Annotated in this window: 17 protein-coding genes; 11 read left to right on the top strand and 6 right to left on the bottom strand. The window is 68.4% G+C overall.

Features of this window, described 5'->3' with window-relative positions; all coding sequences use genetic code 11:
• Positions 1-107: 107 nt before the first annotated feature.
• Complete coding sequence (locus PE061_RS09480) at positions 108-743, top strand: helix-turn-helix domain-containing protein (RefSeq protein ID WP_271258836.1); 636 nt, start codon at positions 108-110, stop codon at positions 741-743.
• A 7-nt stretch (positions 744-750) separates the two neighbouring features.
• On the opposite strand, the gene PE061_RS09475 is transcribed toward PE061_RS09480, so the two are convergent.
• A complete protein-coding gene (locus PE061_RS09475; RefSeq protein WP_271258835.1) occupies positions 751-1,851 on the bottom strand; it encodes an NAD(P)/FAD-dependent oxidoreductase in 1,101 nt (366 codons plus the stop codon).
• Positions 1,852-1,938: 87 nt separating this feature from the next.
• On the opposite strand from PE061_RS09475, the gene PE061_RS09470 reads away from it, so the two are divergent.
• A complete protein-coding gene (locus PE061_RS09470; protein ID WP_271259168.1) occupies positions 1,939-3,564 on the top strand; it encodes an N-acyl-D-amino-acid deacylase family protein in 1,626 nt (541 codons plus the stop codon).
• Here the strand turns inward: PE061_RS09470 and PE061_RS09465 are convergent.
• Positions 3,561-4,775: a cytochrome P450 gene (locus tag PE061_RS09465; RefSeq protein ID WP_271258834.1), complete on the bottom strand. Its 1,215-nt coding sequence runs from the start codon at positions 4,773-4,775 to the stop codon at positions 3,561-3,563. The genes PE061_RS09470 and PE061_RS09465 overlap by 4 nt on opposite strands.
• A 5-nt stretch (positions 4,776-4,780) precedes the next feature.
• Entirely contained in the window at positions 4,781-6,214 is a 1,434-nt protein-coding gene (locus tag PE061_RS09460; protein WP_271258833.1) for a serine hydrolase domain-containing protein, read from the bottom strand.
• A gap of 286 nt (positions 6,215-6,500) precedes the next feature.
• On the opposite strand from PE061_RS09460, the gene PE061_RS09455 reads away from it, so the two are divergent.
• Both PE061_RS09455 and PE061_RS09450 read left to right on the top strand, forming a co-directional pair.
• Positions 6,501-7,853 carry an MATE family efflux transporter gene (locus PE061_RS09455; RefSeq protein ID WP_271258832.1) on the top strand — a complete coding sequence of 451 codons (1,353 nt, stop codon included), beginning with the start codon at positions 6,501-6,503 and terminating at the stop codon, positions 7,851-7,853.
• 7 nt (positions 7,854-7,860) lie between these two features.
• Positions 7,861-9,015: an acyl-CoA dehydrogenase family protein gene (locus PE061_RS09450; RefSeq protein WP_271258831.1), complete on the top strand. Its 1,155-nt coding sequence runs from the start codon at positions 7,861-7,863 to the stop codon at positions 9,013-9,015.
• Positions 9,016-9,029: 14 nt separating this feature from the next.
• Here PE061_RS09450 and PE061_RS09445 read toward each other — a convergent pair whose 3' ends face one another.
• On the bottom strand, positions 9,030-9,515 hold the full coding sequence (locus PE061_RS09445; RefSeq protein ID WP_420794386.1) for an Lrp/AsnC family transcriptional regulator: 486 nt from the start codon (positions 9,513-9,515) through the stop codon (positions 9,030-9,032).
• 120 nt (positions 9,516-9,635) lie between these two features.
• Between PE061_RS09445 and PE061_RS09440 the strand changes: the two genes are divergently transcribed.
• The 4 genes from PE061_RS09440 to PE061_RS09425 are packed head-to-tail and all read left to right on the top strand — an operon-like array spanning position 9,636 to position 14,147.
• Positions 9,636-10,691, top strand: a complete 1,056-nt coding sequence (locus tag PE061_RS09440; protein WP_271258830.1) for a Leu/Phe/Val dehydrogenase — start codon at positions 9,636-9,638, stop codon at positions 10,689-10,691.
• 17 nt (positions 10,692-10,708) lie between these two features.
• Positions 10,709-11,938, top strand: coding sequence for a thiamine pyrophosphate-dependent enzyme (locus PE061_RS09435; RefSeq protein WP_271258829.1), 1,230 nt, complete (start codon positions 10,709-10,711; stop codon positions 11,936-11,938).
• A gap of 13 nt (positions 11,939-11,951) precedes the next feature.
• Positions 11,952-12,956 (top strand): alpha-ketoacid dehydrogenase subunit beta, encoded by a 1,005-nt coding sequence (locus PE061_RS09430; protein WP_271259166.1) that lies wholly within the window; start codon positions 11,952-11,954, stop codon positions 12,954-12,956.
• A gap of 6 nt (positions 12,957-12,962) precedes the next feature.
• Positions 12,963-14,147: a dihydrolipoamide acetyltransferase family protein gene (locus PE061_RS09425; protein WP_271258828.1), complete on the top strand. Its 1,185-nt coding sequence runs from the start codon at positions 12,963-12,965 to the stop codon at positions 14,145-14,147.
• Between the two features lie 4 nt (positions 14,148-14,151).
• Here the strand turns inward: PE061_RS09425 and PE061_RS09420 are convergent, their stop codons facing one another.
• Positions 14,152-14,823 carry a peptidylprolyl isomerase gene (locus PE061_RS09420; RefSeq protein ID WP_271258827.1) on the bottom strand — a complete coding sequence of 224 codons (672 nt, stop codon included), beginning with the start codon at positions 14,821-14,823 and terminating at the stop codon, positions 14,152-14,154.
• A gap of 54 nt (positions 14,824-14,877) precedes the next feature.
• Positions 14,878-15,693, bottom strand: coding sequence for a ferredoxin--NADP reductase (locus PE061_RS09415; RefSeq protein WP_271258826.1), 816 nt, complete (start codon positions 15,691-15,693; stop codon positions 14,878-14,880).
• A gap of 220 nt (positions 15,694-15,913) precedes the next feature.
• Here PE061_RS09415 and PE061_RS09410 point away from each other — a divergent pair, with 220 nt between their 5' ends.
• From PE061_RS09410 to PE061_RS09400, 3 genes are read left to right on the top strand one after another with little or no spacing between them, the layout of a single operon-like run.
• Positions 15,914-17,320: a cytochrome ubiquinol oxidase subunit I gene (locus PE061_RS09410; protein ID WP_271259165.1), complete on the top strand. Its 1,407-nt coding sequence runs from the start codon at positions 15,914-15,916 to the stop codon at positions 17,318-17,320.
• Positions 17,317-18,321, top strand: coding sequence for a cytochrome d ubiquinol oxidase subunit II (cydB, locus tag PE061_RS09405; RefSeq protein ID WP_271258825.1), 1,005 nt, complete (start codon positions 17,317-17,319; stop codon positions 18,319-18,321). Before PE061_RS09410 ends, cydB begins: the two co-directional genes overlap by 4 nt.
• On the top strand, positions 18,308-18,442 hold the full coding sequence (locus PE061_RS09400; RefSeq protein WP_271258824.1) for a DUF2474 family protein: 135 nt from the start codon (positions 18,308-18,310) through the stop codon (positions 18,440-18,442). The genes cydB and PE061_RS09400 overlap by 14 nt, the downstream gene beginning before the upstream one ends.
• Positions 18,443-18,445: the final 3 nt, after the last annotated feature.

Raw genomic sequence — 18,445 nt, 5'->3', positions numbered from 1 at the left:
TATAGGAATGGATTGCCGACAAGGCGGTTCGATGGATGGCTGTTCCGCTTTCTTTCCGTTTGACCTAATGCGTGTCTGTTCGTTGAAAATCGCCTGGGAGTTCATGGATGGGCCGACCGCCCACGAAACTGGCTGAAGCCCTGCGGGCGCTCCGCCGCCGCATGGGCCTCACCATGTCGGAAGTCAGCCGCCGCACGGGCATCGCCATTTCGACGCTTTCGAAGGTGGAATCCGGCAAGATGTCGCTCACCTACGACAAGCTCACGCAGCTCTGCCAGGGGCTCGGCGTCGATCTTGCCGACCTGCTGGGCGGCCCCGCGCCAACGTCCGGCGACAATTCGGCGAAGGGGCGGCGCAGCATCAACCGGATCGGCGACGGCGTCGTCGTGCGCACCGAGCACTATGATCACTGCTATCTCAGCACCGACGTGTCCGGCAAGGCGTTCGTGCCCCTCGTCGCGACCCCGCAGTCGCATTCCTTCGCGGCCTTCCCCGACTACGTGCGGCACGGCGGCGAGGAATTCGTCTACGTCCTCGAGGGCGCGCTCGAGGTGCACACCGAATACTACAAGCCGGTGATCCTGAACGCGGGCGAATCGATGTGGCTCGACAGCCAGATGGGCCACGCCTACGTCGCGCACGGCGATGCGCCATGCCGCGTGCTCGCGGTGTGCTCGGGCAACGAGACCGAACTGATCGACGCGGTGAACGCCGTCGATCACCCGGCCCGGCGCAAATCCTGAGGCGTTTTCAAGCCGGACCCGTGCATCCGGCGCGTGCCGGATCGACCGCACGCAGCAATGCCGGCGTCACGCCCTCGGGCAGCGTCGATCGGCTCGCCAGCGCGGCGGCGACGGCACCGGCCGCCGGTGCGGTCTGCACGCCGAAACCACCGAGCGCGGCAAGCCAGATGAAGCCCGCAACGGCCGCGTCCGCGCCGATCAGCGGGCTTTCGTCGGCCACGTAGCTGCGAAGCCCCGCCCACGTGTGCGTCACGCGCCGCACCTCCTGACCGGTCAGGTCCTGATAGCGGTCGATCGCGACGGCGATATCCATGTCGTCGGCCCAACTGTCGCAAGGCGGCGAGGGGGTGCAGTCGGCGGGAGACACCATCAGCTTCCCGGCCTCCGGCTTGAAGTAGACGCTTTCCTCGACATCGACGACCATCGGCCAGTCGTCGATCGCGCTGCCTGCGGGCGGGTCGATCAAGGCGGCGCTTCGTCTCAGCGGCCGGATGCCCTTCGGCGCGGCGCCGAACATGACGCCGACCGCATCCGCCCATGCGCCTGCGGCGTTGATCGCGACGGGCGCAGCCACGGTTCGCACGCCATCCGAAACATGCCAGAGGCCCTCCCGGCGGATCGCCGCCTGCGCGTCGAAGCCGGTCAGAAGCGATCCGCCGTTCGCCTTCAGCGTCTTCATGTAGCCCATGTGCATGGCGTGGACGTCGATATCGCGCGCGTCCGCCTCCAGCCAGGCGTGGGAGAGACGTTCGGGCCGCAGCAGCGGCATGTGCGCAGCGGCCGCCTCCGCCGGGATGCGTTCCCGCCCGTGCGCAGGCGCGCCGGGATCGCCATCCTTTCGCGCAACGATCAGGATGCCGCGCCTGCGCCCCAGCGTTTCGTGGCCGGCGGCCGCATCCGCGGCAAAGGCGCGTTCGCTGATCGCCGTCAGCGCCCTTACGGTGTCGTTGCCGTAGCTGCGCACGAAGATCGCCGCCGACCGCCCCGAGCTGTGGTGGCACGGCTGGGCCTCGCGCTCGAGCAATGCGACCTTGCCGTGATGTGAAAGCGCCGCAGCCGACGACAGGCCGGCGATACCGCCGCCGATGACGATGAAATCGAAACGCATGACCTAGCCTTGTATGACCAGAATGTTTCCTATACGCTAAAATCAATTCGTCTAGCGAAAACTGCGGAAGGTCCTGATCAGGTGACGATGCTGAACCCGGTTTCGTTCAAGGCCGTCCGCGTCATCGCCGGGCTGCTGATGCTCTCCGCCTGTGCGGGTCAGCCCGGGCGGCTGGACCTGCTCGTCCGCGGCGGGCTCGTCTATGACGGCACGGGATCGCCGCCCCGCCGCGCCGATGTCGGGATCGCGGACGGGCAAATCCGCTTCGTGGACAAGGCCCCGGCCCGCGTCGTTGCAGCGCGCACGCTCGACGCGCGCGGCCTCGCCGTCGCGCCGGGCTTCATCGACGCGCACAGCCACGTTCCCGAGGCCGTGGAGCGCGTCGACGGGCCGTTCATCGACGTGCAGGACTTGTCGCAGGGCGTCACCACGATCATGGCGAGCCCCGACGGCGGGCTGTCGCCGCGCGTGATGCGGCAGCTCACCGGGGCGCTGGCGGCGAAGGGCATGGGCGTCAATCACGGCTGCTACGTCGGCCACAACGGCATCCGCGACGCGGTGATGCCGGGGCAGCGCCGCGCCGCCGCGCCCGACGAGATCGCGCGCATGGCGGCGCTGGTGCGCGAAGGCATGGAGATGGGCTGCGCCGGCCTCTCCACCGGCCTCATGTACGACCCCGGCATGTTCGCGACGAAAGCCGAGGTGCAGGCGCTTGCAGCCGAGGTGAAGCCCTACGGCGGCACCTATGATTCGCACACGCGCGACCCCGGCTTCCGCATGGTGGAATCGGAGCGCGAGGCGATCGAACTCGGCAAGGCCGTGGGCATCCCGGCGAAGCTGGCGCATCTCAAGGCCACGGGCCTCCTCAACCGCAGCCGCATCGGCGAGGTCATCGCGATGGTCGAGGCGGTGCGCGATGAAGGGTTCGCCATCGTCGCGGACCAGTATCCGTTCGACGGCGCCACCGTGCGCGCCGTCTACGATCTCTTCGTCCTCCCGGACGGGCGCGGCGACCGGCGCGTGACCGAGGCGGAAGTCCGTGCGGCGCTTGCTGACCCGGCACGCCGCGAAGCGGTTCGCCACGCCACGGAAGCGGGCGTCGGGAAAGGCTTCTCGTGGATCAAGGCCGTCGGCTACGGGAACATGCGGATCGTCGACGCGCCGGAGGACCCGGACCTCGTCGACGAGAACATCGCGTTGCTCGCAGGCAGGCGCGGCATCACTCCGTTCGACCTGCTCGCCGATCTCGCGACCCGTAGGAATGTCCGCGTCACGCTCGGCACGATCGACGAGGCCGACATCCGCGCGCTCATCGTGAAACCGTGGGTGATGATCGCCAGCGACGGCGCCTACATCGACGAGCAATCGCTGGCGCGCGGCTACGCCCACCCGCGTGCCAGCGGCAGCTTCACGCGCGTGCTCGGCCACTACAGCCGCGATCTGAAGCTGTTCCCGCTGGAGGAGGCGATCCGCAAGATGACGGGCTTTCCCGCAGCGCATCTCGGGCTCGGCGACCGCGGCCGCCTGCTGCCGGGGCTTGCCGCCGACGTCGTGCTGTTCGATCCCGCCACCGTCAATGCGCGCGCCACCTATGCGGACCCGGCCGCGCTTTCCACTGGCATCGTCACCGTGATCGTCAACGGCAAGGTCGCCTTCGAGAACGGCGCGCCGACCGGCGTCGCCGCGGGGCGGTTCGTGCCGCGCCGGCGCTAGGCGCGCTCCACCTCGACAGGCAGGCTTGCAAGCCCGCGCAGCGTGTTGTTGTGGCGGCGGACCACATCGCCTGCAATGCGGATCCGCTTCACGCGCCGCACGAGCGCGTCCAGCACCAGTTCGCCTTCCATCCGCGCAAGGATTTGCCCGACGCATTGATGAATGCCGGCGCCGAAGCCGACGTGGCCGAGCGTCCTGCGCGTGATGTCGTATCGGTCCGGCATCTCCCACTGGCGCGGGTCGCGGTTCGCGGAGGCCAGCATCATCAGGATCTTGTCGCCTTCCTGCACCGGCGCGCCGCCGATTTCGGTGTTTCGCGTCGCCGTCCGGAAGAAGGTCTGCACCGGCGATTCGAAGCGGATCGCTTCATCGAACGCCGCCTTTGCGAGCGCGGGCCCGGCGCGCAGCCGCTCCCACTGGTCCGGAAAGCGCGCGAGACAATAGAGCGCCGCGCCGATGGCGTTCACCGTGGTGTCGAGCCCGGCCTGCAACAGCGCGCGCACCAGCAGCGGGGCTTCCTCGTGGCTGATCTCGCCGCGGTCGGCGGCTTCGTGAATCACGAGGCCGAGACCCGGCGACAGGTTCTCGCGCCTGCCCTGCTCCTCGATCCAGTCGAAACTCGCCTTCTCCCGCGAGGCCTCGAACAGCGCATTGCGCGGCCCGAAGGAATTGAACAGCATCTCCGCGTGCGGCAGCAATTTTTCGCGCCCCTCGCGCTTCATGCCCATCGCGTCCGGGAACACGCGCAGCGGATAGGCTTCGGCAAGATCACCGATCGCGTCGAAACGCCCCGCCGCGACGACACGTTCGACGAGCGCTTCGGCCTCCGCCGCGAAGCGCGCGCGCAGCCCTTTCAGCACGGGCGGCGACAGCGCCCGGCTCAAGACGCCCCGCGACCGCGTGTGGAGCGGCGGGTCCGCCTCCAGGATCAGGCTCGGCAGACGGAAGCGGCCGTGCCGCTCGAAATCCTCCATGCCGACGCCGCGCGCCGACGAAAAGCGTTCCCAGTCGGTCAGCGCTTCGCGCACGTGTTCGTACCGCGCCACCGCCCCGATATTGTAGCGGCCGAGCCATACGAACGGCCCCGCCTCCCGCATCGCCTCGTGCGCCGGATAGGGGTCGTCGAAGAACGGCGCCGAGAACGGGTCGATGTCGAGAACGGGCACACCGGGCGGCGGCGCGCCGTCGTAGATCGCATAGGGTGACAACATCGGGTTCACTCGCTCACACGATGAAAGGGCATGTCGCCGCCGTGGTAGTCCAGAAGGACCTTCACGCCTTCGGCCGATTTCTCGAACCGGAAGCGCTGTTCGCTGTCGCGCGGCGAAACGAAGCGGTCCTCTCCGAGATGGACAAGCGGAATCTCCTGCTTTTCGCCCGGCTGCCCGCCCCTGCCCGGCGTGCCGGTCTCCAGCCACAACTTGCCGTCGCGGAGGGAAAAGCGCAGGCGGTCGATCCCGAGGCGGCGATTGCCGACATGATAATCGCCCACGATCCATGACGCGGCCGCCGTATCGAGCGGCCTGTCGATCTGCTCGGGTTCGCTCTGGCCGAGGAAAATCCGCGCGATGCGGTTGGACAGCGTGATTGCGCCGAAGTTCTCGCCCTGACTGTTGGCGAGCACCGCCACCGACAGCTTCTGATCGGGGTAGTGCGCGAAATGGGCGGAGAAGCCGTAGATCGCGCCGGAGTGGGAAAACCTGCGAGCGTCGCCGAGCCGCCCCTCGACGAGACAGCCTTGCGTGTACGCGTTGCGCGTGCCGTCTCCCAGCGTGCCGTGCGCCAGCAACCGCTCGCGCACGCCTTTCGTCGCCTCGCCGAACAGGCCGTCGGCGAACCGCAGCAGGTCGGGCGCGGTCGAGACGGCAGCGCCCGCCGAGAACGGCACCAGCCAATCATAGCCGATCGCCCGCGAGAACGTGCCGCTCCGGCTCTGATAGCCGAGCGCGCGGTTCGCATCACCCTCCGGCCGCGCCTCGAAGTCGCTGCGCGTCATGGCGAACGGCGCGAACACGTGGCCTTTCACATAGGTATCGTAGCTTTCGCCGCTCACCGCCTCGATGATAAGGCCGAGCAGGTAGGTGTTCGAGTTCGAGTAGCTGAATTTTTCGCCGGACGGGAAGCGCAGCGGCCTTCCGGCGAAGAACGCCGTCATGTCGCCGCGCGAGAGGCCAGTCGGCTGGCGATACGGGAATTCCCCGACCTCGATATAGTTCTCGATGCCCGAGGTATGATCGAGGAGATGCCGGATCGCCACGTCGCGGGCGGGCGCGGAAAGATCGGGAAGATAAAGCCCCGCCTTTGCGTCCGTATCGACACGGCCCGCGGCGGCGAGCTGCTGGAGGGACAGGCAGGTGATCGGCTTGGTGATCGAGCCGACCGGAAAGCGCGTGTCCGCGTTCACGGGTATTCGGCGTTCGACATCGGCAAATCCGAAGCCGTCCCGATAAACGATCTTTCCGTTGCGGGAGACGGCAACGGCAATGCCTGCGAAGGGTCCGTCCCCCAGCGCGGCGCGCGCGGCGGCATCGGCGCGCGCATCTTCATCGGCAGCGACAACGGCTTCCGTCGCGCCCGCCGCTGCGCCAGCCTCAAGCGAGCAAGACAGCAAGGCAAACGTCGACACGGCGCAGAGAATGGACAGTTTCATGCCGAGGTCCCGTTCATGGATGGATGCAAGCAGAATTTAGCGTATAAGAAAAATATTCTTATACGCACTTGCCGATCCGATGCAACAGGCGGCAGCGCCGCAATGAAACCGGCGCCCGTGTATTGCCGGAGAATGCGTGCTTTCGTGCACCCCGCCGAGCGGTTCGCAGCCGTAGGCGCCCGCTTCCCCCGCGGGCGCGAAATCCCCATAAGGCTCGGGACCGAAACCCGGCTGAGCAAGGGCAGCATTTCCGCGTGACCGCACATTGTCCGGAAGCCGCCGACGCATGAGTTCGCTGTCGCGCCGCGCCGTCTTTTCCCAGGCCTGGCCGATCATCGTCGGGCAGGCCTTCGTGCCGCTCGTCGGCATCGTCGACGTCGCCGTCATCGGGCGCACGGGCGATGCCGGCGCGCTCGCGGGCGTCGCGCTCGGCGCGACGGTGATCAACCTCGTCTTCTGGACGTTCGGCTTCCTGCGCATGGGCGTCACCGGGATCACGGCGCAGGCGCACGGGGCGCGCGACGACGCGGAGGTCTCGGCGACCGTGCAGCGCGCGCTCGTGATGGGCGGCGGTATCGGCCTCGTCCTGCTGGCGCTCGCGCCGCTCGTCGTGCCGGCCGCGCTCCACGTGATGGCCGCGCCGCCGGAGGCCGAGGGGCCCGCGAGCGACTTTACCCTCGCCCGCTTCTTCGGCGCCCCCGCCGCGCTCGGCTTCTACGCGGTGAACGGCTGGCTGCTCGGCCTCGGCCGCACGCGCGCCGCGCTTGCCTGCCAGATCATCATGAACGGCATCAACATCGTGCTCGACCTGCTGCTCGTCGCCGTGTTCGGCATGGGCGCGCTCGGCGTCGGCATCGGCACGGCGGTCGCGGAATGGTGCGCGCTCGCCGCGGGCCTCGTTGCCGTCTCGCGCCTGCTCGGCCCCGGCTGGTGGCGCGGGCACGCGCGCGGCGCGCTGTTCGCATGGGAACCGACGCGGCGGCTCCTCGCCGTCAACGTCGACATCATGATCCGCACGCTGGCTCTGCTCATCCTCATCAGCTGGTTCGCCCGCTCCGGCGCAAGGCTCGGCGCGGTGCCGCTCGCCGCGAACCACATCCTCATGCAGTTCATCAGCGTCAGCGCCTTCGTGCTCGACGGCTTCGCGTTCACGGCGGAGGCGCGCGTCGGGGCGGCGATCGGTGCCGGGTCGCGTGCGGCGTTTTTGCGCGCCGTGCGGCTCACCGGCGAGTTCTCGCTGGCGGGCGGGCTTGTCTTTACGGGCCTGATCGCGCTTTCCGGCGGCGCGCTCATCGACCTCGTCGCCGAGGATGCCGCCGTGCGCGCGCAGGCGCACGCCATGCTGCCCTTCTGCGCGCTCGTGCCGCTCATCGGCGTACCGAGCTGGCTGCTCGACGGCGTCTTCATCGGCGCGACGCGCGGCCGCGTGCTCCGCAATGCGGGCGTGCTGGTGACGATCGCCTATCTCGCGACGGACTTTCTCCTGCGCGGTCTCGGCGACGTCGGTGTCTGGATCGCGCTGCTGGCGAGCTACGCCTACCGTGCGCTCTCGCTCGGCGTCTGCCTGCCGCGCCTCGTGAAAAGCCTTGGCGAACCGGCCGCGCGTGATAGCAGGAGTGCAGCACAAGGCCGGGGGTAGCGTCATCATGTCCGATCCGTCGTTTCCGGAAATCAGGGATGCCGTGCGGCGGCTCTGCGCCGACTTTCCCGGCGAATACTGGCAGCGGCACGACCGCGCGCGCACCTATCCCGTGGAATTCGTCGAGGCGCTGACGCGCGCGGGCTTCCTCTCCGTGCTGATCCCGGAGGACTACGGCGGCTCCGGGCTCGGGCTCGGCGCGGCGACGGCGATCCTCGAGGAAATCCACCGCGCGGGCTGCAACGGCGGCGCCTGCCACGCGCAGATGTACACGATGGGCACGATCCTGAAGCACGGCTCCGCCGAACAGAAACAGCGCTACCTGCCCGCCGTCGCCTCCGGCGCGCTCCGTCTGCAGGCGTTCGGCGTCACCGAGCCGGGCGCGGGCACGGACACAACGCGCATCGGCACCTTCGCCCGCCGCGACGGCGACAGGTACATCGTGAACGGCCAGAAGATCTGGATCAGCCGCGCCGAGCACTCCGATCTCATGGTGCTGCTGGTGCGGACCACGCCGCGCGAGGCCGTCGCCAAGCCCTCGGACGGCATGAGCGTCCTCATCGTCGACATCCGCGAGGCGGTGAAGAACGGCCTCACCATCCGCCCGGTGCGCACGATGCTCAACCACGCGACGACCGAGCTGTTCTTCGACGATGTCGCCGTTCCGGCCGGGAACCTGATCGGCGAGGAAGGGCAAGGCTTCCGCTACATCCTTTCCGGCATGAACGCCGAGCGCATCCTCATCGCCTCCGAGTGTATCGGCGACGGCCGCTTCTTCATCGACCGCGCCGCCGCCTATGCGAAGCAGCGCAGCGTGTTCGGCCGCGCCATCGGCGAAAACCAGGGCGTGCAGTTCCCGATCGCGCGGGCCTATGTCGAGGTCGCCGCCGCGGCGGAAATGGTGGACAAGGCGGCCGCGCTGTTCGACGCAGGCGCCGACTGCGGCACCGAGGCGAACATGGCGAAGCTGCTCGCCTCCGAAGCCTCATGGCACGCCGCCGACATGTGCCTCCAGACGCACGGCGGCTTCGGCTTCGCCGAGGAATACGACATCGAGCGCAAGTTCCGCGAAACCCGCCTCTATCAGGTCGCGCCCATCTCGACGAACCTCATCCTCAGCCATGTGGCGACACACGCGCTGGGATTGCCGAAGTCGTTCTAGTGCGTACCTGAGCCCTACGCCGCCCCCTCGCTTTCCAGGATCGGCAGCTCCGTCGTCGACTTGATCTCGGACAGCGCCACCATCGAGTGCACCTCCTGCACGCCGGGAAGCTGGGAGAGCTTCTCGAAGAAGAAGCGTTCGTAGGTTTCGATGTCGCGGGTCACGATGCGCAGCATGAAGTCGACCGGCCCCAGCAACACGAAACAGTCGAGCACTTCGGGGAACTCGCGGATCGCGTCCGAGAACTCGTGGAGGTTGGAGCGGCCGTGGCGGGTGAGCTTCACCTGCGCGAACACCTGCGTGTTGAGGCCCATCTTGCGCCGGTCGAGCAGGCTCACCTGCGCCTTGATGTAGCCCGCCTCCTTCAGCCGCTGGATGCGCCGCCAGCAGGGCGCCTGCGACAGCCCGACCTCCTCCGCGATCTCGGTCGTCGGCCGCGACGAATCCTTCTGGAGGATGGCGAGGATCCTGCGCTCGAACGGGTCCAGCTCTTCCAGCATGATCTATTCCGTTATTTCATCTTTATCGAATAACACATTCCATAAATCGCCCATCGCCCACATACGAGCAATTTTTATCAGCCGGGCCCGTGATACGCTGTTGCGCGAAAGGGAGGTCCGATGGTCCACCGGCCGCACGAAGTCACGGATTTTCAGGAAGACATCCACGTCGTCAGCAACGCGCAGGGCGAGGCGATCGGCGTCATCGCCATCCATTCGACCGCGCTCGGCCCGGCGGCGGGCGGCTGCCGCTTCTGGCACTACGACAGCCACGCCGACCTCACCGCCGACGCGATCCGCCTCGCGCGCGGCATGAGCTACAAGAACGCGCTTGCGGACCTGCCGCTCGGCGGCGGCAAGGCCGTGCTCCGGCGTCCCGAGGGCGGCTTCGACCGCGCCGCGCTGTTCCGCGCCTTCGGCGACGCCGTGGAAAGCCTCGGCGGCGCCTACATCACCGCCGAGGACGTCGGCACGACCGTCGCCGACATGGAACGCGTCCGCGAACGCACGCGCTATGTGGCGGGACTCCACGCCGAGCCGGGCAAGAGCGGCGGCGACCCCTCGCCGTGGACGGCGCGCGGCGTGTTCGAAGCGATGCAGGCAGCCGCCCGCTTCGCGCTCGGCAGCGATCTCGATGGCCTCACCGTCGCGGTGCAGGGCACCGGCAACGTCGGCGCGGCGCTCTGCCGGATGCTGCGCGCGGCGGGCGCGCGGCTCGCGATCGCGGACGTCGACCGCCGCCGCGTCGATGCGCTGGTCGCCGAACTCGGCGCGCGCGCCGTCAGCGCGGACGACATCCTCGCCGCCGACGCCGACATCCTCGCGCCCTGCGCGCTCGGCGGCGTCCTCAACGGCCGCACGATCCCCGGCCTCAAGGCACGCCTCGTCTGCGGCGCGGCGAACAACCAGCTTGCAACCGAAGCAGACGGCGAAGCGTTGCTTGCACGAGGCATCGTCTATGCGCCGGATTATGTCGTGAACGCGGGCGGCATCATCAACGTCTCCGCCGAGTATCTCGGCGAAGCGCCGGAAGCGGTCGAGCGACGCATCGGCGAGATCGCGCCGCGCCTCACCGGCATCCTCGAAGTCACCGCGCGGGACAACCTGCCGGCCAATATCGTCGCCGACACCCTCGCCCGCCGCATCATCGCGCGCGGACAGCGGGCAGCGGCCTGAACCGCAAGGGAACGCCGATGCTGAAGAACAGTTCGCGCCTGCACATTCCCGAGCCCGGCTGCCGCCCCGGCGAAACGCCGGACATGTCGCGCATCAAGGTGCCGCCCGCGGGCGAGGTCCGCCGCCCGGCCGAGGACGTCGATCCCGCCGAAATCCGCGATCTCGCATGGGCGTTGATCCGCGTGCTGGACGATGACGGCAATCCGGTCGGCGACTGGGACCCCGGCCTTTCCCCGGACATGCTCGAAAAGGGCCTGCGCGCGATGATGCTGACCCGCGCCTACGACGCGCGGATGGTGCGCGTGCAGCGGCAGGGCAAGACGAGCTTCTACATGAAGTCCACGGGCGAGGAGGCGGTCGCCGTCGCGGCGGCGCTCGCGCTCGACTACGGCGACATGTGCTTCCCCACCTACCGCCAGCAGGGCCTGCTGGTGGCGCGCGACTGGCCGCTCGTCGACATGATGAACCAGGTCTATTCGAACAGCCGCGACCGCCTGAAAGGCCGGCAGATGCCGGTGTTCTATTCGAGCCGCGAGGCCGGCTTCTTCTCGATCTCCGGCAATCTCGGCACGCAGTACAGCCAGGCGGTCGGCTGGGCGATGGCGTCGGCCGCCGACAACGACGGCCGCATCGCCGCCGCGTGGATCGGTGAGGGCGCGACGGCGGAGGGCGACTTCCACTATGCGCTCACCTTCGCAAGCGTCTATCAGGCGCCGGTCGTCCTCAACATCGTCAACAACCAGTGGGCGATCTCGTCCTTCTCCGGCATCGCGGGCGGCGAGCGCACGACCTTCGCCTCGCGCGGGCTCGGCTACGGCATCCCGTCGCTGCGCGTCGACGGCAACGATTTCCTCGCCGTCCACGCCGTCACGCGCTGGGCGGCGAACCGGGCGCGCAGCGGCCTCGGCCCCACGGTGATCGAGCTGTTCACCTATCGCGCCGAAGGCCATTCCACCTCCGACGATCCGAGCAAGTACCGTCCCGGAGCGGAGGCCGGCGCATGGCCGCTCGGCGATCCGATCGAACGGCTGAAAGCGCACATGATCGGCGCGGGGCTGTGGAGCGAGGAACGACACGCCGAACTCGAGAAGGAACTCGAGGACGAGGTGCGCCGCGCGGGCAAGGAATCCGAGAGCTACGGCACTCTGAAGGAAGGCGCGCGCATCCCGGCCTCCACCATGTTCGACGACGTCTACAAGGAAATGCCGCCCCATCTCGCGCTTCAGCGCAGGCAGGCGGGAGTGTAGCGCCGTGGCGACGATGAACATGATCGAGGCGCTGAACAGCGCGATGGACGTGGCGCTGACGCGCGACCCTGCCGTCACCATCTTCGGGCAGGACGTCGGCTATTTCGGCGGCGTGTTCCGCGCGACGGACGGCCTGCAACGGAAGCACGGCCTCACCCGCGTGTTCGACGCGCCGATTTCGGAAGGTGGCATCGTCGCTGTCGCGATCGGCATGGGCGCCTACGGCAAGCGGCCGGTGGTCGAGGTGCAGTTCGCCGATTACATCTACCCCGCCACCGACCAGCTCATCTCCGAGGCCGCGCGGATGCGCTACCGGACGGGAGGCGAATGGTGGTCGCCGATCACCGTGCGCAGCCCCTACGGCGGCGGCATCTACGGCGGGCAGACGCACAGCCAGAGCCCGGAAGGCATCTTCACGCACGTCGCGGGGCTGAAGACGGTGATCCCGTCCAATCCCTACGACGCCAAGGGGCTGCTGATCGCCGCGATCGAGGACGACGACCCCGTGCTCTTCTTCGAGCCGAAGCGGCTCTACAACGGCCCGTTCGACGGGCATCACGACCGCCCGGTGGAGCCGTGGTCCAAGCACCCGGCGAGCGAGGTGCCGGAAGGGCACTATGTCGTGCCGCTCGGCAAGGCGAACATCGTGCGCGCCGGCAATGCCGTCACCGTGCTCGCCTACGGCACGATGGTGCATGTCGCGCTCACGGCCGCCGAAGAAACCGGCATCGACGCGGAGGTCATCGACCTGCGCACGCTGGTGCCGCTCGACCTCGAAACCATCACGCAGTCGGTGAGCCGCACCGGCCGCTGCGTCGTCGTCCACGAGGCGACGCGCACCTGCGGCTTCGGCGCCGAGCTTGCCGCGCTGGTGCAGGAGCACTGCTTCTTCGATCTCGAAGCGCCGATCGAACGCGTGACGGGCTGGGATACGCCCTACCCCCATGCCTTCGAATGGGAATATTTCCCCGGCCCGAAGCGCGTCGGCGAGGCGCTCCGGCGCGCGATGGAGGCCTGAGGCGCGATGGCGAACTACGTCTTCAAGCTGCCCGACATCGGCGAGGGCATCGCCGAGGCCGAACTCGTCCAGTGGTACGTGAAACCCGGCGACGCGGTCGCGGAGGACCAGCCGCTCGCCGACGTGATGACCGACAAGGCGACCGTCGAACTCACCTCGCCGGTTTCGGGAACCGTCGTCGCGATCCACGGCGAGGTCGGGCAGCTCCGGCAGATCGGTTCGGCACTCGTGGAATTCGCGCTCGAAGGCGATGCGCCCGCCGAACCCGTGGAGGAAACGGCTCCCGCTCCGGCCCCTGCCGAAGCGCCGCCCCCTGCCCCTGCGCCCGCGACCTCGCGCCCGAAAGCCTCGCCGCTGGTCCGCCGCCTCGCGAAGCAGGCCGGTGTCGCGCTGGAGGACGTGAAGGGCTCCGGCCCTTACGGCCGCATCCGCCGCCCGGATTTCGAGGCGCATGTCGCGGCCTTGCGGCAGCCGCAGGCAGCACCCGCTGCGGGCGAATTCACCGAGGTCAAGCTCGTCGGCCTGCGCCGCAAGATCGCCGAGAAGATGGAGATCTCCGCGCGGCGCATCCCGCATTTCGCCTATGTCGAGGAGGTCGATCTCACCGCGCTCGAAGCCGCGCGCGCCGAACTCAACGCGCGCTACGGAAACGAGCGCCCGAAGCTGACGCTGCTGCCGTTCTTCATCCAGGCGCTCGTCCGCGTGCTGCCGGAGTTCCCGCAGATCAACGCGACCTACGACGACGAGGCCGGCATCGTCCGCCGCTACGCGCCCGTCCACGCCGGCATCGCGACGCAGACCGACAATGGCCTCATCGTGCCCGTCGTGCGCAACGCCGAAAGCCTCGGCCTCTGGGACCTCGCTGCCGAAATCGCCCGCCTCGCCGCCGCGGCGCGCAACGGCACCGCGCGCCGCGAGGAACTGTCCGGCTCCACGATCACCATCACCAGCCTCGGCACGCTTGGCGGCATCGCGACGACGCCGGTCATCAACCATCCGGAGGTGGCGATCATCGGTCCCAACCGCCTCGTCGAGCGCCCGGTCGTGCGCGGCGGTGCGATCGAGATCCGCAAGATGATGAACGTCTCCTCGTCGTTCGACCACCGCGTGGTCGACGGCTACGACGCGGCGCGGTTCATCGGCGAGGTGAAGGCGCTGCTCGAAGCCCCGACGCTGCTCCTGGCGCGCTGAACCCTTACTGCGCCCGCCGGGCGGTCAGGATACGCACGGGGCTGGCGATCATCTGGCCCTTCATCGCGCCTTCGCCGAGCGTCGGCGAGGTCGGCGCATTCATGATCCTGCGCACCGTGTCCATGCCTTCGACGACATGGCCGAACACGGCGAAGCCGAGATTGTCGCCGGGCTTCGACGGGTCCGCGTTCAGCGATTCGAGCGCGCCGACGGTGATGAAGAAATCGCCGGCCGCGCTTCCCGGCGCGCCGCGCGCCATCGAGACCGCGCCGTCGATGTGCGAAAGCCCGGTCTTCGTCGTCGGCTCGTGCGCGATCGGCGGCAGCATCGCCTTGAGGTTGCCCTGCGTGCCGCCCTGGATGAGGCCGTAACTGCCGTCGTCCGAAACTTTCAGCGCGCGGTAGAAGGCCGTGCCGTCAAGCCGCTTCTGATCGACGTAGCGCAGGAAGTTCGCGGTCGTCACCGGCGCGCGTTCCTTTTCCAGCGCCAGCATGATCGGCCCCTCGCTGGTCGCGATCGCGACGCGCACGGTCTCGTAAACCTTTTCCGGCACGGGCGGCGGTTGAGGCGGCGTTTCGGCAGGTGTTGCGGGGGTCTGCGGCTCGCTCTGCGCGAGCGAGGGCATGGCAACGGCAACGGCGAGCAGCGCGGTGCAAAGGGCGGTCAGGCGAATCATGGCGGCAAGGTTAGTGCGGCTTGCCGTCCGGCGGAATCGCAAAACCGCCTCCCCTCAACCGACGAACGCGCGTTCGATGACGTAATGACCGGGCCCGGCGTTCGATCCTTCCGCGAAACCCTCCGCTTCCAGCCGCGCCGCAAGCGAGCGGATCATCGTCATGCTGCCGCACAGCATCACGCGGTCGATTTCCGGATCGAAGGCTTTCGGACCCGTCAGCGGCGGCCCGAACAGCGTGCCGTCGTCGATCAGCGCGTCGATGCGGCCGGTGATGCGGAACGGCGCGCGCGTCACCGTCGGCAGGTAGGAGAGCTGGAGCAGCGCCTGGTCCTGCACCAGCGGATCGCCCGCGAGATGGCTTTCGAGATCGGCGCGATAGGCAAGGTCGCTCACCTGCCGCACCGAATGGACGAGCACGATCTGGTTGAACCGTTCGTAGATGTCGGGATCGCGCACGAGGCTCATGAACGGCGCAAGGCCGGTGCCGGTCGCGAGCAGGAACAGCCGCCGCCCCGGCAGCAGCGCGTCGGCGACGAGCGTTCCCGTCGGCTTGCGCCCGAGGAAGAGCTGGTCGCCCGGCCGGACGCGCTGGAGCTGCGAGGTGAGCGGCCCGTCCGGCACCTTGATCGAGAGGAATTCCAGCTCCTCCGCCCATGCCGGGCTCGCGATCGAATAGGCGCGCAGCAGCGGGCGCCGTTCGCCGGGCAGGCCGAGCATCACGAATTCGCCGGAGCGGAAGCGGAAGCTCGGCGGCCGCGTGATCGTGAAGCTGAACAGGTGCTCGTTCCAGTGCCGAACGGAGCGCACGGTCTCCACGGTCAGCGCATCGGACGGCGCGAGGACGCGGGCTGCCGCGGCGCGGTCACTCATGAAAGGGCCTTTCGTCGTCATCCACGAATCGGCGCACCTTCTACGCTATTGAGAATGATTTGCAAATATTGATCCGCAGGCGGCTCAACGAGGCAGAACGTCGCGGAACAACGCGCCGCATTGCCGCGTTCGCGCACAGGGAGGACATGCGTCCGGCAGATCAAGCAGACAGGCCGACAACGAAGGAGTCGCCGCCGTGTTCGAAGCCCCGTTCGAATCACTGTTCGGTGCCGTGGACCCCGTGCTTCTCGCGCGCATCCAGTTCGCGTTCACGGTCAGCTTCCATTTCATCTTCCCGGCCTTCTCGATCGGGCTGGCGAGCTATCTCACCGTGCTGGAGGCGCTGTGGCTGAAGACGGGCCGCGAGCACTATCTCGACCTGTTCCGCTACTGGCTGAAGATCTTCGCGGTCGCCTTCGCGATGGGCGTCGTCTCGGGCATCGTCATGTCCTACCAGTTCGGCACGAACTGGTCGGTGTTCTCCGACAAGGCCGGGCCGGTCATCGGGCCGCTGATGGCCTACGAGGTGCTCACGGCCTTCTTCCTCGAGGCGGGCTTCCTCGGCGTCATGCTGTTCGGCATGAACAAGGTGGGGCCCCGGCTGCACTTCACCGCGACGCTGATGGTCGCGGTCGGCACTTTCATCTCGGCTTTCTGGATTCTCAGCGCCAATTCGTGGATGCAGACGCCCACGGGCCACATCATCGGCGAAAACGGCCAGTTCCTGCCCGGCGAGAGCTGGTGGGCGATCATCTTCAACCCGAGCTTCCCCTACCGCCTCGTCCACACCGTGATCGCCGCCTATCTCACCACGGCATTCGTCGTCGGCGCGGTCGGCGCGTGGCACCTGCTGAAGGACCGCGCGAACCCGCACGCGCGCATCATGTTCTCGATGGCGATGTGGATGGCCGCGCTCGTCGCGCCCGTGCAGATCCTCGCGGGCGACCTGCACGGCCTCAACACGCTGGAGCATCAGCCGGTGAAGGTGATGGCGATGGAAGGTCATTATCAGAGCCACCCGGAGGGCGCGCCGCTCTATCTCTTCGGTATCCCGAACAGCGAGGCGCAGCGCGTCGACTACGCCGTCGCGATTCCCAAGGCGTCGTCGCTGATCCTGAAGCACGATGCGGATGCGCCGCTCGCCGGGCTCGACACCGTGCCGCGCGGGGAGCATCCCCCCGTCAGCATCGTGTTCTGGTCCTTCCGCATCATGGTCGGCATCGGCCTGCTGATGCTGGGGCTCGGCCTCTGGAGCCTCGCCGCGCGCGTCAGGGGCCGCCTCTACGACTGGCCGCTGCTGCACCGCGCCGCGATGCTGATGGGACCGTCGGGCTTCGTCGCCGTCATCGCGGGGTGGATCACCACGGAGGTCGGGCGCCAGCCGTACACCGTCTACGGCCTGCTGCGGACCGCCGACAGCGCCTCGCCGCTCGCCGCGCCCGCCGTGGGCGCCTCGCTCGTCGCCTTCGTCGTCATCTACTTCGCGGTGTTCGGCACGGGCACGTGGTACATATTGAAGCTGATGGCGCAGCGGCCGAAGTCCGGCGAGGCGGGCGTCGAGGCCGAACCCGGCCCGACCCGAACGGCGGGCATCACCCCCGCATCCGCGCTGGAGGGCGGACAATGAGCGTCAACGTCGATCTCACCACCGTCTGGGCCTTCATCATCGCCTTCGGCATCTTCGCCTATGTCGTGATGGACGGGTTCGATCTCGGCATCGGCATCCTGTTTCCCGTCTTCAAGGGCGGGGAGCGGGATCAGGCGATGAACGCCATCGCCCCCGTGTGGGACGGCAACGAGACGTGGCTGGTGCTCGGCGGCGGCGGGCTGTTCGCGGCCTTCCCGCTCGCCTACGCGATCATCCTGCCCGCCACCTATCCGCTCATCATCGCCATGCTGCTCGGCCTCGTGTTCCGCGGCGTCGCCTTCGAGTTCCGCTGGCGCGACCCCGGCCACCGCGCCTTCTGGGACATGGCGTTCACCGGCGGCTCGCTGGTCGCCGCCTTCGCGCAGGGCATGATCCTCGGCGCGATCCTGCAAGGCATCGCCGTCGACGGCCGCGCCTACGCGGGCGGCTGGCTCGACTGGCTCAGCCCCTACAGCCTGCTCACCGGCGCGGGCGTCGTCGCGGGCTACGCGCTGCTCGGCGCGACATGGCTGATCGTGAAGGTGGAAGGCGGCGCGCTCGATCACGCCTACCGCCTCGCGGGCCGCGCCGCCCTCGCCACGCTCGCGCTGATGGTGGCGGTCAGTCTCGCGACACCGTTCCTCGAGCACCGCTACTGGCAGCGCTGGTTCGAGATGCCGAACATGCTGTTCACCAGCCAGGTGCCGCTGCTCGTGGCGATCGTCAGCTACTTCCTGTTCCGCACGCTGAAAAAGCGCGCGACGTGGTCGCCGTTCCTGCTCTCGCTCGGGCTGTTCCTGCTCGGCACGATCGGCCTCGGCATCAGCATGTTCCCTTACGTGGTGCCGGACAGCGTCACCATCTGGGATGCCGCCGCGCCGGAGCGCAGCCAGATGTTCATGCTCGTCGGCGTCGTCCTCGTCATGCCGCTGATCCTCGCCTATACCGGCTGGGCCTACTGGGTGTTCCGCGGCAAGGTCGGCAGTCATGGCTACCACTAGGCGAAGCCCTGACGCCGACGCGCCACTGTGGAAGCGGCTCTTGTGGATGGCGGCGATCTGGGCGGCGAGCGTCGCCGTGCTCGGCGCGGTCGCGATGCTGCTGAAAGCCTGGCTGCGCTGAGCC

The sequence above is a fragment of the Sphingosinicella microcystinivorans genome, from assembly GCF_027941835.1.
Taxonomy (GTDB): domain Bacteria; phylum Pseudomonadota; class Alphaproteobacteria; order Sphingomonadales; family Sphingomonadaceae; genus Sphingosinicella.
Note: the sequence above shows the minus strand (reverse complement) of the source record. Positions and strands in the feature narration are given on the sequence as shown.

Coding starts and splice junctions, on each gene's coding strand:
- PE061_RS09480 (WP_271258836.1), top strand. CDS start 108: ATGGGCCGACCGCCCACGAAACTGGCTGAAGCCCTGCGGGCGCTCCGC.
- PE061_RS09475 (WP_271258835.1), bottom strand. CDS start 1,851: ATGCGTTTCGATTTCATCGTCATCGGCGGCGGTATCGCCGGCCTGTCG.
- PE061_RS09470 (WP_271259168.1), top strand. CDS start 1,939: ATGCTGAACCCGGTTTCGTTCAAGGCCGTCCGCGTCATCGCCGGGCTG.
- PE061_RS09465 (WP_271258834.1), bottom strand. CDS start 4,775: ATGTTGTCACCCTATGCGATCTACGACGGCGCGCCGCCGCCCGGTGTG.
- PE061_RS09460 (WP_271258833.1), bottom strand. CDS start 6,214: ATGAAACTGTCCATTCTCTGCGCCGTGTCGACGTTTGCCTTGCTGTCT.
- PE061_RS09455 (WP_271258832.1), top strand. CDS start 6,501: ATGAGTTCGCTGTCGCGCCGCGCCGTCTTTTCCCAGGCCTGGCCGATC.
- PE061_RS09450 (WP_271258831.1), top strand. CDS start 7,861: ATGTCCGATCCGTCGTTTCCGGAAATCAGGGATGCCGTGCGGCGGCTC.
- PE061_RS09445 (WP_420794386.1), bottom strand. CDS start 9,515: ATGCTGGAAGAGCTGGACCCGTTCGAGCGCAGGATCCTCGCCATCCTC.
- PE061_RS09440 (WP_271258830.1), top strand. CDS start 9,636: ATGGTCCACCGGCCGCACGAAGTCACGGATTTTCAGGAAGACATCCAC.
- PE061_RS09435 (WP_271258829.1), top strand. CDS start 10,709: ATGCTGAAGAACAGTTCGCGCCTGCACATTCCCGAGCCCGGCTGCCGC.
- PE061_RS09430 (WP_271259166.1), top strand. CDS start 11,952: ATGAACATGATCGAGGCGCTGAACAGCGCGATGGACGTGGCGCTGACG.
- PE061_RS09425 (WP_271258828.1), top strand. CDS start 12,963: ATGGCGAACTACGTCTTCAAGCTGCCCGACATCGGCGAGGGCATCGCC.
- PE061_RS09420 (WP_271258827.1), bottom strand. CDS start 14,823: ATGATTCGCCTGACCGCCCTTTGCACCGCGCTGCTCGCCGTTGCCGTT.
- PE061_RS09415 (WP_271258826.1), bottom strand. CDS start 15,693: ATGAGTGACCGCGCCGCGGCAGCCCGCGTCCTCGCGCCGTCCGATGCG.
- cydB (WP_271258825.1), top strand. CDS start 17,317: ATGAGCGTCAACGTCGATCTCACCACCGTCTGGGCCTTCATCATCGCC.
- PE061_RS09400 (WP_271258824.1), top strand. CDS start 18,308: ATGGCTACCACTAGGCGAAGCCCTGACGCCGACGCGCCACTGTGGAAG.